The organism is Campylobacter curvus (assembly GCF_013372125.1).
Taxonomy (GTDB): domain Bacteria; phylum Campylobacterota; class Campylobacteria; order Campylobacterales; family Campylobacteraceae; genus Campylobacter_A; species Campylobacter_A curvus.
The window spans coordinates 1,184,150-1,199,597 of record NZ_CP053826.1 but is presented as its reverse complement, the minus strand read 5'-3'; the positions used below and the strand labels follow the sequence as shown (position 1 = coordinate 1,199,597).

General features: G+C 45.3%; 17 protein-coding genes. 12 read left to right on the top strand and 5 right to left on the bottom strand.

Annotation, left to right across the window (positions count from 1 at the left end):
* Positions 1-41: 41 nt before the first annotated feature.
* Both CCVT_RS05815 and CCVT_RS05810 read right to left on the bottom strand, forming a co-directional pair.
* Complete coding sequence (locus CCVT_RS05815; RefSeq protein WP_018136476.1) at positions 42-734, bottom strand: M48 family metallopeptidase; 693 nt, start codon at positions 732-734, stop codon at positions 42-44.
* Entirely contained in the window at positions 735-2,054 is a 1,320-nt protein-coding gene (locus CCVT_RS05810) for an MATE family efflux transporter (protein WP_018136475.1), read from the bottom strand.
* 132 nt (positions 2,055-2,186) lie between these two features.
* Between CCVT_RS05810 and abc-f the strand changes: the two genes are divergently transcribed.
* The 3 genes from abc-f to CCVT_RS05795 are packed head-to-tail and all read left to right on the top strand — an operon-like array spanning position 2,187 to position 5,178.
* Positions 2,187-4,121, top strand: a complete 1,935-nt coding sequence (abc-f, locus tag CCVT_RS05805; protein WP_018136474.1) for a ribosomal protection-like ABC-F family protein — start codon at positions 2,187-2,189, stop codon at positions 4,119-4,121.
* A complete protein-coding gene (locus CCVT_RS05800) occupies positions 4,122-4,613 on the top strand; it encodes a hypothetical protein (RefSeq protein WP_018136473.1) in 492 nt (163 codons plus the stop codon).
* A gap of 31 nt (positions 4,614-4,644) precedes the next feature.
* Positions 4,645-5,178, top strand: coding sequence for a tetratricopeptide repeat protein (locus tag CCVT_RS05795; RefSeq protein WP_018136472.1), 534 nt, complete (start codon positions 4,645-4,647; stop codon positions 5,176-5,178).
* A 315-nt stretch (positions 5,179-5,493) separates the two neighbouring features.
* Here the strand turns inward: CCVT_RS05795 and CCVT_RS05790 are convergent, their stop codons facing one another.
* Positions 5,494-6,018, bottom strand: coding sequence for an NAD(P)H-dependent oxidoreductase (locus CCVT_RS05790; protein ID WP_018136471.1), 525 nt, complete (start codon positions 6,016-6,018; stop codon positions 5,494-5,496).
* Positions 6,019-6,249: 231 nt separating this feature from the next.
* Between CCVT_RS05790 and CCVT_RS05785 the strand changes: the two genes are divergently transcribed.
* The 9 genes from CCVT_RS05785 (at position 6,250) to CCVT_RS05745 (ending at position 13,580) form a co-directional block, all read left to right on the top strand.
* Positions 6,250-7,626 (top strand): sodium-dependent transporter, encoded by a 1,377-nt coding sequence (locus tag CCVT_RS05785; RefSeq protein ID WP_018136470.1) that lies wholly within the window; start codon positions 6,250-6,252, stop codon positions 7,624-7,626.
* A gap of 6 nt (positions 7,627-7,632) precedes the next feature.
* The gene (locus CCVT_RS05780) at positions 7,633-8,742 is read left to right on the top strand and encodes an NHL repeat-containing protein (RefSeq protein ID WP_018136469.1); all 1,110 of its coding nucleotides are present in this window, start codon (positions 7,633-7,635) and stop codon (positions 8,740-8,742) included.
* A gap of 190 nt (positions 8,743-8,932) precedes the next feature.
* Positions 8,933-10,135 (top strand): M48 family metallopeptidase, encoded by a 1,203-nt coding sequence (locus tag CCVT_RS05775; protein ID WP_169765135.1) that lies wholly within the window; start codon positions 8,933-8,935, stop codon positions 10,133-10,135.
* On the top strand, positions 10,125-10,961 hold the full coding sequence (gene prmC / locus CCVT_RS05770; protein WP_018136467.1) for a peptide chain release factor N(5)-glutamine methyltransferase: 837 nt from the start codon (positions 10,125-10,127) through the stop codon (positions 10,959-10,961). The genes CCVT_RS05775 and prmC overlap by 11 nt, the downstream gene beginning before the upstream one ends.
* Positions 10,958-11,389, top strand: a complete 432-nt coding sequence (locus CCVT_RS05765) for a hypothetical protein (RefSeq protein ID WP_018136466.1) — start codon at positions 10,958-10,960, stop codon at positions 11,387-11,389. The genes prmC and CCVT_RS05765 overlap by 4 nt, the downstream gene beginning before the upstream one ends.
* Positions 11,386-11,877, top strand: coding sequence for a DUF4149 domain-containing protein (locus CCVT_RS05760; RefSeq protein WP_018136465.1), 492 nt, complete (start codon positions 11,386-11,388; stop codon positions 11,875-11,877). Before CCVT_RS05765 ends, CCVT_RS05760 begins: the two co-directional genes overlap by 4 nt.
* 3 nt (positions 11,878-11,880) lie before the next feature.
* On the top strand, positions 11,881-12,660 hold the full coding sequence (locus CCVT_RS05755) for a threonine/serine exporter family protein (RefSeq protein ID WP_018136464.1): 780 nt from the start codon (positions 11,881-11,883) through the stop codon (positions 12,658-12,660).
* Positions 12,653-13,159: a threonine/serine exporter family protein gene (locus CCVT_RS05750; protein WP_018136463.1), complete on the top strand. Its 507-nt coding sequence runs from the start codon at positions 12,653-12,655 to the stop codon at positions 13,157-13,159. The genes CCVT_RS05755 and CCVT_RS05750 overlap by 8 nt, the downstream gene beginning before the upstream one ends.
* Positions 13,160-13,172: 13 nt before the next feature.
* Entirely contained in the window at positions 13,173-13,580 is a 408-nt protein-coding gene (locus tag CCVT_RS05745; RefSeq protein WP_018136462.1) for a YbgC/FadM family acyl-CoA thioesterase, read from the top strand.
* On the opposite strand, the gene CCVT_RS05740 is transcribed toward CCVT_RS05745, so the two are convergent.
* Positions 13,505-14,776, bottom strand: a complete 1,272-nt coding sequence (locus CCVT_RS05740; RefSeq protein ID WP_018136461.1) for a hypothetical protein — start codon at positions 14,774-14,776, stop codon at positions 13,505-13,507. The genes CCVT_RS05745 and CCVT_RS05740 overlap by 76 nt on opposite strands.
* Positions 14,773-15,444, bottom strand: coding sequence for a uracil-DNA glycosylase (locus CCVT_RS05735; RefSeq protein ID WP_018136460.1), 672 nt, complete (start codon positions 15,442-15,444; stop codon positions 14,773-14,775). Before CCVT_RS05735 ends, CCVT_RS05740 begins: the two co-directional genes overlap by 4 nt.
* Between the last annotated feature and the right edge of the window lie 4 nt (positions 15,445-15,448).

The following is a 15,448-nucleotide window of genomic DNA, read 5'->3' as shown; positions in this document are numbered from 1 at the left end:
ATATTTAAGATTATATTTTACTTGACAAAGCGCAAGAGTATCTATTTGCCGTTTAGTGCGAGCTCTCTTACCTTGTGATCTGGCATGATGTCCGCTATAAATTCATAAAAGCTCTTTTGATGATGTGGGAAAATGAGATGCGTCATCTCGTGCAGCACGACGTATTCGACTAGTTCGGGAGCTTTTTCGATGAGGTTTAGGCTGAGGTTTATATAGCCTTTTTTGTGATTGCAGCTGCCCCAGCGAGTCTGCATTTTGCGGATCGTTAGGCGATTTATCTTACGGTTGATGACAGGTGTGAATTTATCGATAAATTCGGTAAAAATTTGCTTTGCTACGGCTTTTTTGTAAATTTCAAGCGCTTTGAAATTTGGCGCGTGGATCTCGCCGTCAAATTTGGTCAAATTTACTTCCTTTAAATTTGCGTCTATTTTAATGCGATAAATTTTACCAAGCAGTCTAAATTCGTCCTCTTTTGGTAAATTCGCTAAAATTTTTGCGTGCGTCATGGCGAGCCAGCCTGCGTGCTTGACCAAAAACTCAAAGCCCGATTTTTGCGTGGCATAAAATGGCATCGAGAGCGAGATCTCGCCACTTTTAGCGACTTTGAGCCGAAAGTTTTTCACTCCCTTTTTAAAATTTAGCGCCACCGCCAGTCCGTTAAAATTTACCTGTACCTTTTTGCTGGCGGGTTTTGGCGGCTTTGGTTTTTGTATGAATTTAAAACCGAACAATCACACAAGCCTTTTTGACTGCCATTTTCGGCTTCGCCACCGCCAGGTATTGACGAGCCCTCGTAGCCACTCGTCCGCGACAAATCCGACCCAAACGCCCACAATGCCGTATCCTAGGTGTATGCCTAAAAAATATCCAAGCGGCAAGCTAAGCCCCCACATGAAGATAAAGCCCGTCATCAGCGGGAATTTCGCGTCTCCGCTCGCGCGCAGGGCATTTACGATGACGACGTTAAAAGTGCGACCAGTTTCTAGCACGATGGAGAGCGTGAAAAGCGGGAGCATGACCTTTTGAAGCTCGGGGGTCAAATTTAGCCGCTGCATGATCTCAAATTTCGCAAAATATGCCACCAGCACGACCACGAGCGTAGCGATGAGGCCGAGCCTTAGCGCATGAAACGTGCGCGTGTATGCCTCGTCAAATTTCATCGCACCTACGAGGTGCCCGACGATGACTTCGTTTGCCACGCTTATGCTCGCTCCGCAAAGTAAGATGAGAAGCGTGATCTGAAAGTAAATGGTCTGCACGTTCAGGCTCGCCTCACCCATGCTCGCGATGAAGCTAAAAGCGACTAGATATTGCGTCGTCCAGAGTAAATTTTCACCAGCACTCGGTAGTCCGACCGATAAAATTTTCTTTAAGATGTTAAACGGCAAGCTAAACAACATCTTGATATAAATTCTTACTTTCGCCACACGCACGAGTATCCAAAGCAGGACAAAACCCCCGATGAGGCGTCCGATGAGCGTGGAGAGCCCGACGCCGTAAAGCCCGTAGTTAGCCAGTCCAAACCAGCCAAAGAGCGCGACTGCATTGCCAAAAAGAGTGATGACGTTCATTAAAAGTGATACGAGCATGACGGCGGTCGCGAGATTATACACGCGAAGGACGGCGGCTAGCACCATGCCTATACCATCAAACGCGAGCGCGATGCCAAGTATGTGCAAGTAGCTAAAGCTGTCTCCTCTGAGCTGCTGAGGCACTCGTAAAAGCTCTAAAATTTCATATCCAAAAAAGTAAATGACGCTGGCCGAGACGATGCCGATGATGGTGTTAAAGGTTAGGCTCGCGTGTATGACGCGCTTTGCTAGGTTGTTGTTTCGTGCACCCAGAGCCTGCGCTACCACGACGGAGCAGCCCACGCTAAGGAAGTTAAATATCGTGATAAAAAGATCCATCACTTCGTTGCCAGCACCCATCGCTCCGACTAGATGTATGCTCACTTTTGCGACCATGTAAGTGTTCATGATGAGCGTGATGAAGTGCAAAAACAGATCGATGAATATCGGCACGGTGAGTTTTTTAAGAGATAAGTTCATAAATCGCCTTTAAAAAGCGTATTTTAGCAAAAAATATGCAAATTTAGCCAGCCTGGGCGATCCGTATCGTAATTTTCAAGCTAGATAAATTTTGTTTTTGTTAAAATCATAATTTTATTTTAAGGAAAATCTATGGCACTCATCGATCTCATAGAAGTCAGTAAAAAATTCGGTGCAAATGAAATTTTAAACGAGGTAAATTTTAGTGTGAATGAGCGCGAGCGTATCGCAATCGTGGGTAAAAACGGCGGTGGCAAAAGCACTCTGATGAAAATTTTATGCGGGGCTTACGAGCCTGATAGCGGGCGGGTCATAACGCAAAATAATATCAGCGTGGCGATGCTCGCTCAAACGCCAAAATTTGACGAAAATTTAAGCGTCAAAGAGGCGATGAACCGCGAGCTAAAAGAAATTTTTGACGCCAGAGAGCAATACGCCGCCGTCCTTGAAAAACTAGCCGCCCAGCCCGAAAACAAGGAGCTTCACGCGCATTCAGATGAGCTGGTAAAATTTATCGAAGCAAAAGAGGGCTGGGACATCGAGCGAAAGATCGAGCGAGTGCTGGAAAAATTTAAGCTAAAAGAGTATGAAAACAGGGCGGTTTGCTCGCTCAGCGGGGGCGAGATCCGCCGCGTGGCGCTTGGCGCGCTCATCTTAAAGCACCCTGACGTGCTGCTGCTTGACGAGCCGACCAATCACCTTGATGTTTATATGGTGAAATTTCTTGAAGAGATGCTTAAAAGCTCGCGCCAGACGATAGTTTTCATTAGCCACGATCGCTATTTCATCGACGTCCTCGCTACGCACACGGTCGAGATAGAGGAGGCGCAAATACGCAGCTTTGAAGGCGGATACGCGAACTATCTAATGAGGAAGCAAGAGCTTTTAGAAAGCCTAACCAAGTCGCACGAGACGCTACTAAAACAGCTAAAAAGCGAGGAAGAGTGGCTCAGGCGGGGCGTCAAAGCCCGTCTAAAACGTAACGAAGGGCGTAAGGAGCGAGTGCTAGCTATGCGCGAGGAGGCGAAGAAAAATCCGGGCGTCATCCGACGTGTGCGCTTGGAGCTCGAACGCGCGAGTAAAAATTTCAACCAGACGCAAAGCACCAACCGCAAAAAAATGCTCTTTGAGATCAAAAATTTGAGCAAAAATATCGGCGGTAAGCTGCTTTTTGAAAAATTTGACGCGCGCGTGCTGCAAGGTGAGCGCATCGCTATCGTCGGACGAAACGGCAGCGGCAAGAGCACGCTACTTAAAATTTTGCTTGGATTTGAGAGTGCGAGCGGTGGCGAGATAAAGCGTGGAGACGTGCGCGTGGGGTATTTCGACCAGTCGCGAAGTGCGCTAAATGACGAAAAGAGCCTCATCGAGACCTTTTGCCCAAACGGCGGCGATCACGTCATGGTGCGTGGGCGAAATATGCACGTTTTTGGCTATCTTAAAAATTTCCTTTTTCCAAAAGAATTTCTTGATAAGCCTATCGGCGTGCTAAGTGGCGGCGAGAAAAACCGCGTCGCTCTGGCGCTACTTTTTACCAAAGAATACGACGTACTCGTGCTTGACGAGCCCACAAACGACCTTGACATCGCGACTATCAACATTTTAGAGGACTACTTGCAAAGCTTCACGGGAGCGATCTTGCTCGTGAGTCACGACCGCTACTTCGTCGATAAGATCGCGCACAAGCTCTGGGCTTTTGAAGGCACGAATATTGGCGTCTTGCACCAAGAATACAGCGTTTATTTGGAGCTTGAAGACGAGCTAAACGAGCTGGCTAAATTTGAAAGCGAGCTAAATTTAAGCGAGGGCGGCACGAAGCAAAAGAGCAAAACCGCCGCGAAACTAAGCTACAAACAAACGCAAATTTTAGAATTTCATCCGGATAAAATCGCAAATTTAGAAGGCAAAATAGCCGAGCTTAACGCGGCTTTAAGTGATCCTGAAATTTATCAAAAAATGGGGCTCACCACGCTTTACAATGACCTGGAAGCGGCAAAAAAAGAGCTTGAAAATTTAGAAAACGAATACTTTGAAGTGCTTGAAATCGCCGAGGGATTTGGAGCTTAGGTGGCAAAGATATTTTTTAAAACAGGCAAGGTCAAAAATCTCATCACGAAGCAAAATTTAGGTGTAAAATTTATGGCGGTCTTTTGGCTGGACGATGTGAAGATCGTGGGGTATTTTGACGACGGGGCGGACGAGATGAGCGCGTATTTTACGGGCGAGGACGATACCTTGCGCGTGGCGTATGTAAAAGAAGGTGCGATAAATCGCCTCGTCAGCGTCTCAAGGCTATGCGCTGCTGGTAGTGGCTCGCTCGTGGATAGGCCACTGGCGGCGATGGAGCGCAGGCTCGGGGCTGAAAATATGTTTAAATTTTGCCTATTTATCGGGCTTTTGCTAGCCGGTTTGTCCGCTTTGACGATCGTTATGTTCGCTCGCTACAGCTCGATATCTTTGCTACCGCTATATTTTAGTGTGAAATTTTTTAGTGAAGCGTGGAATATAAAGAGCTTTATGAAAGAGGCCAGCCGAAACGAAGCAAGGTCAGATGGCTAGGGTGGAAAAATTTGATATAAAAGGAGCCAGAATGAGGGGAATTTTGATATTTTTGTTTTGTGCGTTCGTCTTAAACGCGAGCGATCACAATGAGACGCAAAAATTTATGCAGGCAGTCGAGGCTTTCAACAAAGGCGAGTGCGAGAGCGCCGAGCGGATATATAAGGAGCTAGCGGACGCAGGCTATCCTGATGCGCTTTTTAACTACGGCTGGATGAAAGAAAAGGGGCAGTGCGCTAGACAGGATGTCAAAGGCGCACTCGAGCTTTATGAGCGTGCAGTCAAATCGCAAAAGCCAAAGGTAAGAGGGCTTGCTAGCTACCGCTTGGGGCTGCTTTATATGACCGGGCGCGGCACGGCGCAGGATGTGGGTAGAGCAAAGCAGCTTTGGCAGCTCTCTGATAGCCTCGAATACCCGCAGGCGGCGCTTTCGCTGGGACTTTATTATCTGCAGGGCATAAACGAGCCAAAGAACGAGAAAGAGGCGCGCAGGTATTTTACTAGGGCATGTGATGCTGGGTTGCAGCCTGCCTGCGAGCTGATAAAAAATTTGACCACTCCTTGATTAGTCTAAATTTTGAAATTTGCGCTTTACTTGCTACGCTGGTGGCTTTTGAGCGGTGGAATGTGAAATTTTATGAAGCCACATACGGATAATAGGCATGTGCTCTTTGGCTAAATTTAGCTAAAGGAAAGATCGCACCGTTTTATAAGTAGCTGGTAAGGTTGGCTGTTTTTATCAAATGCGGCTACAAATCTTGCAAAGGCATCGCTGGTAGCGCGTGGATAATGCCGACTTTTGTGAGTAGGGTGGAGCAAAATTTAATACTAGCCATTAAATTTTTTCGCAGTATCCGCGCGCAATTTTATAGACCAAATTTCAAAGCTGATGTAGGAATTTCATATACTCTTTCGTGCTGTTTTCCACGAGCTCGTCGCTTGGATCTATCGAAAAGCCAAACGCGAAAAAGCTAGGAAGCAGCTTCGCACCGACGAAATTTACTGCTGATTTAAACGGCGTGACGACCTCCTCAATGCTAAATCCGATGTGACCATCTTTGGAATACTCATGCTCATCGTCGCCTACCGAGACGGCGAGGGCGAATTTCTTGCCGTTTAGCGCCTTGCCTTTGCTGCCATAGGCCCAGCCGTAGGCGAACACGTCGTCGAAATATTTTTTCAAAAGCGGCGGGTAGCTATACCAGTAAAGCGGGAACTCAAACACGACGCACTCGAATTTTTCGAGCAGCTCTTGCTCCTTTTTCACGTCGATCTGCCAGTTTGGATACTCTTTGTAAATTTCATGAATGACGAAATCCCCGTCCTTTTTAGCGGCGTTTAACCAGCTTTTATTGACCCTTGAATGCGCGATGTCGGGGTGCGCTGCGATGATAAGTGTTTTCATTTTGTCTCCTTTATTAAATTTCGCTGATTATAGCGCCTAAATTTAAATTTAGACTTTTTGCAACAAGTAGATATAAAATTTGCTTATTTATTAAATTCGATACAGTAGTGCGTGCTGTCCGTAAAATCTCCATAAATTTCAAAATTTTCTTCAAATTTATCAAATTCGTTGTTAAATTTAAACCCACATTAGGTAAAATCCTCTCTTAAATTCGTAGATAAAGGCAAAAATTTGAAAAAAAGACAAAGTTGGAGTTCGAGGCTCACGTATATTTTGGCGGTCGCCGGTGCGACGGTGGGATTTGGCGCGACTTGGCGCTTTCCGTATCTGGTCGGTCAAAACGGCGGCGGGGCGTATGTGCTCGTTTTTTGCGTGGCGATGATCGTGATCGGCATACCGATGATCCTAGTGGAAAACGCCATCGGTAGGCGCCTGAAAGTCAATGTCGTCGATGCCTTTAGCGGCGAAGTGGGCGGCAAAAAGATACATAAATTTTGGCAAAGCGTGGGCTATATGAGCCTTCTTGGCGCGTTTGGCATCATGGCTTATTACATGGTCATCGGCGGCTGGGTGTTAAACTACATCGCGCAGGTATTGTTCGGGATGTTTGACCTCTCAAATATCGTGAGCTTTAACGTAACGAGCGAATTTTACGAGCAAAATATCGTAAATAACCCGCTTGCTATCAGCTTTGCAACCCTTGTTTTCGTACTCGTCAATTACATCATCTTGGTGCAAGGAGCAGTCAATGGAATCGAAAAGGCCGCAAAATACCTCATGCCGCTTTTGTTTTTGCTGATGCTCACGATGGTCGTCAAAAATCTCTCGCTTGAGGGCGCGGCACAGGGCGTGAAATTTTACTTGACGCCTGATTTTTCAAAGATAAATATGAAGCTTTTCATCGATGTTTTGGGGCAGGTCTTTTTCGCGCTTTCACTTGGTTTTGGCGTGATGATCACGCTTTCAAGCTTTGTCAAAAAGGACGAGGCGCTGGTTAAAATTTCAGTTATAACCGGCGTTTTGAATACGGCTATCGAGGTGCTGGCGGGATTTATGATATTTCCGTCGCTATTTAGCTTTGGCGTTTCGCCTGATAGTGGCCCGAGCCTCGTTTTTAAGAGCTTGCCGATAGTCTTCTCACATATGTGGGCGGGCGAATTTTTTGCCGTGGCGTTTTTCACGCTTTTGATGATAGCCGCGCTAACTACGTCGCTGCCGATATACGAGGTCCTTATCACGACACTTCAGGAGAAATTTAAATTCACGCGAAAAAAGGCGATATTTGCCGTGCTTGGCGGGATATTCGTGCTTGGCAACCTACCGTCCTTGATGGCGACAAATCTGCTAAGCGATGTCACGATCTTTGGCAAAAATATATTTGACGCATACGACGCTATCAGTGCGACGATATTTTTCGTGCTGACTTCGCTGGGATGCGCGATATTTGTGGGCTGGGTGCTAAAAGACGAGGCCAAACGCGAAATTTTACAAGGCAGCGAGCGCCATATAAAGGTGATAAATTTTTGGTTTTGGTACGTAAAATACGTCATCCCGTTTATCATTTTAGTCATTTTCATAAGCAGTTTTTATGATAATTTTTTAAAGTAGGCATTGATGAGAAAGTTTGTAAATTTTGCAAACGGCGATGAGATAAATTTCAAAGTAAGCGGGAATTTGCTCGTATCGCAAAGCATAAAAAACGGCAAAACAAGGGAAAGTAAAAAGGAATTTACTAATCCCGAAGAAGCGCAAAAAGCCCGCGTCAAAAAGGAGTGGGAGACGTTCAAAAAGGGCTATGTTTTGTGTGATGAAAACGTAAATTTCGGGCAGGCGTGCTTACACGTTTATATAGGCGGCGGCTACTCGGGTGCGCTAGCGTTTGAGAGGTGCGAGCAGAGCGTATTTATCTATAAATGCGGCGATCAAAAAGATGGCGATCAAGCGGACTTTTTGCTAGTACTTGATAAAGACGGGTGCGTAAAAGAGCAGGCCCTTTTACCGCAGATCCTCGCGTGGGAAGCGGCACGCGTGGGCGAAAATTTAATTTTGGATTTAGACCATACTATCTATAAATTTGACCCGCGAACGGGCGAATTTACAAATCTTTCAAACGAGCTAAATTTGCGTGACTCGGGCAACTTTTACAGCTTCGTTTGCAAGGGCAAAAGTAAAGTAGCGTTTGGAGCGAGTGGTAAAATTTTCGTGACGGACGGAGAGAAGGTCTTGAATTTTGGCGAGTTTAAAACGACTCCGATCAAAGGCAAAGCCCCGCTTTGTGCGGCGTTTGATGACGATCGGCTCGCACTTCACACGGCAGCAGGAGAGATCAAAATTTTAGGCACAAACGGCGAAATTTTAAACGTCATTGAAGGCAAATTTGACGTTTTGGATCAGATTTGTTTTTTAAACGACAAGATGCTCGTCGCTAGAGAATACTACTGCGGCAAAGTGCATTGCTTCGAGCTTTCAAGCGGTCGCGAGCTTAAATTTGGCTGGCAAGATGAGTGCGGCGAAGCGAGAAAAATTTGCGTAAATGAGGAGCGAACGAAGCTTGTGATGATCGACTACAATAGAGCGTATGTCGTCGATCTAGCGAGCCAAAACGCACGCGAATTTGAAATAGAACACATCGTAAAAAGCTGCGAGGCGAAATTTATAGATGAAAATTTAGCCGTTCGCACGGACTACGGATGTTTTAGTTTATATAATGCGGCTCTTTTCTAAAAAGCGTTGATTTTTAAAATTTAAGCGTAGTCAAACTAGGATGAGCGGCGACATTGCCCTCCGATTTTCAGGGAAGCTTTAAAGCTGACCGCGAAAATCGTGCTATATGTTAGGCACTCTGTCGCAAGCTCATTCTATTTGCGAAGTTTTCAATACTTTGCCAGAAAAGAACTTATAACATTTAAGGAAAATGATGATTTATTTACTAGGTATTTATTTTTTATACGTGCTCGTTAAAATTTATCTTGCGGCTTTGCAGATAAATTTCGTGCAAAACGAAGCCAGAAAAACTGCGGTAGTGCTACCCCAGAGCGAATACGAAAATGCCGCGCACGTGGCGATCGTAAATCAAAAATTTGAAATCGCTAGCCTCGCTTATCACGCCGTTATCTTTACGATGTGGGTAGGCTGCGGGCTAAAATTTCTAAATTCGCTCGTCGTCAAAACGGGCGGTATCGGCGAAAATATCATTTTCGTGATGAGCTTTTTAGTGATCTCCTCTTTGCTTGAACTTCCACTTAGCATTTACGAAACGTTTGCGAAAGACAGACGGCTTGGCTTTTCAAACACGACGCCTAAAATTTTCGCACTCGACCTTGCCAAGTCGCTTGCTCTCACGCTCGTTTTTGGCTCGCTTTTTGTCTGGGTCGTGCTGCTTTGTATCGGATTTTTGGGCGAGTTTTGGTGGTTTTGGGCGTTTGTGCTCAGCTTTGCCGTCATCATCGTCATAAATTTGATCTACCCAACCGTCATCGCACCGCTTTTTAATAAGATGAAACCGCTGGAAGATGGCGAGCTAAAAAGCTCTATCGAAGGGCTTCTCATTGAGTGCGGCTTTAAAAGTAGCGGAGTTTTCACGATCGACGCGAGTAAGCGCGACAACCGCCTAAACGCCTATTTTGGCGGGTTTGGAGCGACGAAGCGCGTGGTGCTCTTTGATACGCTGGTTAGCAAGCTCACGCAAAGTGAGATCATCGCGGTTTTGGGGCACGAGCTGGGGCATTTTAAGCACAAAGACATCTTTAAAATGATAGCCGTGAGCGCGGTGATGCTGTTTTTGCTTTTCACACTCTTTGGCAACATCCCAAACGCCGCGTATAGCGCGCTTGGACTCAGCCCAAACGGCGGCGCGATCATCGTTTTTCTCGTGCTTTTCTCACCGATTTTTAGCTTCGTTTTCTCACCCGTCATCTCCGCGATCAGCCGCCATAACGAGTTTGGCGCGGACAAATTTGGCGCGGGTGTGAAAAGTCGCGCGGATATGATAAGCGCTCTTAAAAAGCTTGGCAGTGAAAACAAGGCGTTTCCAAAGGCTCACCCGCTCTACGCCTTTGTCTATCACAGCCACCCAAGCCTTTTTGAGCGCATAAGCGAGCTGGAAAGTGAAGATTGAAGCGGCGTTAAAAGAGGCGAGCGCGCAAATTTCAGCGGTCTGTGAAAGTCCGCGCAAGGTGGCAAAGCTGCTTTTGATGCACCATTTGGGCGTGAGCGCGGAGTGGATATTTTTAAATTTGGGCGCGGATCTGGCCGATGAGAGCGATTATTTTGCGCTCGTTCGGCGATTTTGCGAGTACGAACCGCTTGAATACATCACCTCCAAGGCGGACTTTTACGGGCTAAATTTTAACGTGCGAAAGGGCGTTTTGATCCCGCGTCCTGAGACTGAAATTTTAGTCGATAAATCGCTTGAAATTTTGGTAAATTTGCCCGCTGCGCGTGTCGCCGAGATCGGCACTGGAAGCGGGATAATCAGTATTTGCCTCGCGCTAAATTCGTCTGCCAAGATCGTGGCAACGGACATCAACGAAACCGCACTCGATCTAGCTCGCGAAAATGCCGCAAAATTTGGCGTCGCAGACAGGATAAAATTCGTAAAATGCGCTTATTTAGATGACGTAAGCGGCGAATTTGACCTGCTAGTCTCAAATCCGCCTTACATCGCGCAAGATTATAAGCTCGATAAATTCGTGCTAAACGAGCCGCATAATGCGCTTTTTGGCGGAGCAATGGGCGATGAAATTTTAAAAAATATCATTTTGCTAGCGCGCAACCGCCGCGCAAAAAATCTCGCCTGCGAAATGGGGTATGATCAAAAAAGCTCGCTTGAAAAGGCGCTTAAATTTAATGGTTTTGAGGCGAAATTTTATCAAGATTTGGCTGGATTTGATAGAGGCTTTACGGCAAAACTGGCATTAAATTTAAAAAAAGGACAGGGTTGATAGGCATATATCTTTTTTCGCTTGCCGTTTTGATAGGCGTCGAACTTTGCGTGCTTTTCGTGGTCCATCCGGCGGTATTTAGCTTGTATTATCTCATCGGCACCGGCGGTAACGCCCTGTTTTTGCAGTTTAAATATTTGCTTGTGGGCATAAGCATTTTTGTTATCATTTGCGAGCTATTTTTGATAAAAAGAAGCAAAATTTCCGGACTATTGTTTGTTTTGTTTTTAAATTTGGTGCTGGCTATATTTTTTGTCTCAAACGCCCAACATTTTGGCACTCAGTATGTGTTTGGCAGAGAATTTTACAGTGCTTACAAAATAGGCGAAGCTGTGCTAAAATTCATGATATTTTTACAGGCGTTCGTATTTTTCCTAAAATTTACGAAGCTTGAGATAAAAACCAAAAAGGAGATAAAAGAGATATGAAAAAGATATATTTGTTTTTGATCGCCGCGCTTATTGGCATAGAGATCGCGCTGGGGGCGTTTGTGGCTCCGGTGGTGTTTTTCCCGCAAAATTTCATAGGCGAGGGTGTGCTCACACATTTTCAAAGCGGTGTTTTGATGACGCAAATTTTTCTTAAATACAATTACGTTTTGCTCGCAGTGAGCGTATTTGCGTTTATATTCGACGCGTTTGGGCTAAAGGGCGAGGAATGCGTGCACGTGAGGATCTCTGCCTTTGCTCTAAGCTTTATAAATTTAGCCCTAGCGCTTGCTTTCGTATTTTATTTCACGAGCTATATTTTGCACACTCAAGGCCTTGGCGAGGCGGCGACCGCGACTGATGAGTTTAGGAGCGTGCATAAAACGAGCGAATACGTGATGAAGATCATGATGCTCGCGCAGCTGTTTTTGTTTTTCTTTAAATTTATCGGGCGTAGCCCAAAAGAGCGAGGTTTGAAGGAGGCTTAGGATATGCAAAGGCCTGATATCCAAGAGATCGCCGACTTTTTGATAGACTATGCGGCAAAGATGCTAAGTGTAGGCACATATACGGCTAGGATACAGCGCTGCGTGACTCGTATCGCGGGGACTTACGGCTACGATGTGAGCCTGACGATATTTGTCAAGCACTTCATCATCAGCGTGCTGGATCCAAATGACAACTCGATCCGCCGCACATACGTAAAATCCAGCGTCGCATCGCCTATCAGCTTTAATCTCATCTCCGAGCTGAGCGCGCTCAGCTGGCAAATTTACGACGAAAAGATAAATTTGAGCGAGGCGAGAAGGCATTTTAATGAGATAATAAATTCTAAAAACAATGGCTTTTACAAGACGCTTTTATTTATAAGCCTCGCGAATGCCGCCTTTTGCAGGCTGTTTGAGGGTGATGTCGGCTCTGTTGGATGCGTTTTTGTCGCTACTCTGGTCGGATTTTATCTGCGCTTTATCTTGACGAAATTTAAGATAAATTTGAAATTTCAATACATAATCGTCTCTTTCATCTCCTCGTTTATCGCTTATATCGGCGTTTATTACGGTATCACGAGCACACCGGACGTCGCGATAGGCTCTAGCATTTTGTTTTTGATGCCGGGCGTTCATCTCATAAATTCCGTATTTGATATGCTAAATGAAAATATTTTAGTCGGTGTCAGCAGGGGCCTAAATACCGGGCTTCTCATCATCTGCATAGCTATCGGCGTTTATATGACGCTTGCGATCTCAAATTTAGGGCTTTTAAATGTTTGAGCTATTTTTTTCGACTATGGTCGATGCGGCGTTTGCAGCGGTAGCCGGGTTTGGCTTTGCATATGCCAGCTCACCTCCAAAAAGGACGCTGGCTTTTTCGGCGCTACTGGCGGCTATCGCGCACTCTAGCAGGTATTTGATGATACAAACTGAAATTTTCAGCATCTCGGTGGCTACCTTGCTAGCTTCGTTTTTGATAGGCGTTTTGGGGATGTATTTTGCCAAGAGGCTTAAAGTACCTGCCGAGATCATAGCGTTTCCCGCGCTTTTACCGATGATACCGGGCATCTATGCCTATAAAAGCATTTTGGCACTGCTTTGGTTTATAAAGAGTACGGACATAGGCCAAAAAACGACATATTTGATGATATTTTTTGACAACGCGCTAGCTACGGTCTGCATATCTCTAGCCCTTGGCGTAGGCGTCTCGGTCACGCTCCTTATGTTTTACGAGCAGTCATTGATGACGACAAGGGGAGCTAGGGGCGAAAAAAATTGATTTAGGAAGTGAGATGAAAATACGAATTTATTACGAGGATACCGATGCTGGCGGTATCGTCTATCACGCAAACTATATAAAATTTTGTGAGCGAGCACGTAGCGAGATGCTTTTTGACTCGAAGCTGGACGTCTTTTCGCCAAGCTGCTATTTCGTAGTGACTGGCATAAATGCGAAATTTATAAAGCCGGCCGTCCTGGGCGACATGCTCGAGGTAAAAACGAGCGCGAAAGAGATCAAAAAGGCCTCACTCGTGCTAAGACAAGAGATATTTAGGATAGCTAAAGAAAATGAAGCCTCAAGCGAGCTGATCTTTAGCGCCGATATCACGGTCGCTTGCCTAGATCACTCTAGGCCTTGCCGTATGAGCGAGGAGTTAGTGTCATTTTTTAGATCTTTGGCTACTGGATCCAAGTCTTGAGCTACCGGCTCTAAAGGCGTGAAATTTTCGCCTTTTGCTTCAAATAATTTGATGTCATAAACGATCTGCGAGCCGACCAAATTTTCGCTAAATAGCCTCTTGTGCGAGGGATCGATGAAATTTGAATATATATAATCAAGTCCGACGCTGCAAGAATAGCCTATTTGACTGTATCTTAGATCTACGTCAAAAAGCGCGTTCGTGGCGACTAGCTGATCGTTTTGCGGATTTACCGAGTTTGCGATGTATAAATTTTGCCTGTCGCGCTGTGCGATAGCGCCAAAGATGTTTGGTATGTAGTTTATCTGCGTGCTAAGCAGTGCAAACGGCGTTATCTGGTAGCCTCTCATCTGCGTCGCGACGAGGGAGGCTTTGATGACTGGTAGATTTAAAAATACGCTAGAGCCGTCAAATTTAGACTTTTTGCTTAGATAGCTATCCAGCTTTAGCTCTTTGCCCGTTACTTGCACCTCGTAAATTTCGCTTGCACTAAGCTTTCTGACGTATTCGTTTAATGTCTCGCCAAGCCCGCTTGCATCGCTAAATGCTGTGACCTTGTCGTTTGAAATTTTAAGTAGAGCCGCTATCTGCGCTTGATAGTCGATGCCGCCAAATATGATGTTTGGCTTTGCGTAGCTTACGAGTGAGGCGTGCACACTAGGGACGTAAGCTAGTTCGTTGCCTGCTATGTTTTGATCCAGTACTCTCACGCCGCTTGGCGTGAATGGCGCGATGAAGTAGCTGATGTTTTGATCGCGCGCCGTATTTATGGCGTTTGTGATGTTTTGCGCGCTCTCGTCGCCACTCATTATAAATTTGAGCTCGATCTTGGCGTTCGTGCTCGCTACATAAGATATCAGCGAATTCGTAACGACGGAGGCATATGATTTTATGGTTTTTTGCGGGATTATCACGGCGATCTTATTCGCACCCTGTGGGGTTTGAGGCGTAAATTTACCGCTAAGCTTGTTATAAAGCCTCAAAAACTCGCTATTTATGGTCTTGGCAGGCTCGAAGCGCGCCATGAAGCTAGCCAGCAAATTTTCGTTTACCAGCTCTTTTAAGCATGCTTCATCGCAAAATTCAGGCTCTAAATTTATATATTCGATGCTTGCCGGAGGTATATTTGATAGGGTTTGCTCCTTTGCGCACAGGCAGATAAAAAATGCAAAAAATATAATAAAAATTTTTCTCATATCATTCCTTTGATCTTTCTTAGATCGTCTAAAAATACGGACTCAAAGCTAGGATTTTTCATCAGCCACACATGCGAATATGTCGGCATCACCGATATATCGCCAAATTTCAAGACGCTACCGCGGATACTCTCGAAGCTATTTTTTAAAAGGCTCTCGGGATATAAATTTAAAAAGACCTGTTCTCCTAAGGCCACGATGACTTTTGGTTTAAGCAGTCTTATCTCTTCGAGCAGATACGGTCTGCAAAGCTCGAAGCATTCGTTCGTAGCGGCATTTTGAGCTTCGTTTGGTAAAAATTTACAGCGCAGGATCGAGCTAATGTAAAATTCTCCCTTTTTAAGCCCCAAAGAATTATATATCATCTCGCAAAGCTTTATCCCGGCCATGCCGCAAAGATGTTCGCCCTCTTGATCCTCGCTTATGCTGGGCGCTAAAGATACGAACATCACTTTGCTACTTTTGTCTCCTAGCCCCAAAATAGTGCGATTTGCCGTTTTTCTAAGAGCGCAAAGCGCGCAGTGTGAAATTTGTTTATTTAGCTCGTTTAGATCGCTAAATTCGCCACTTTGATATAAATTTATGAAATTTTCATTTATAAATTTATACCCTACGGCTTTTAAGAAATATAGCTTTTTTAATGCTTCTTGTCGCTGCGAAATTTTCATTTTG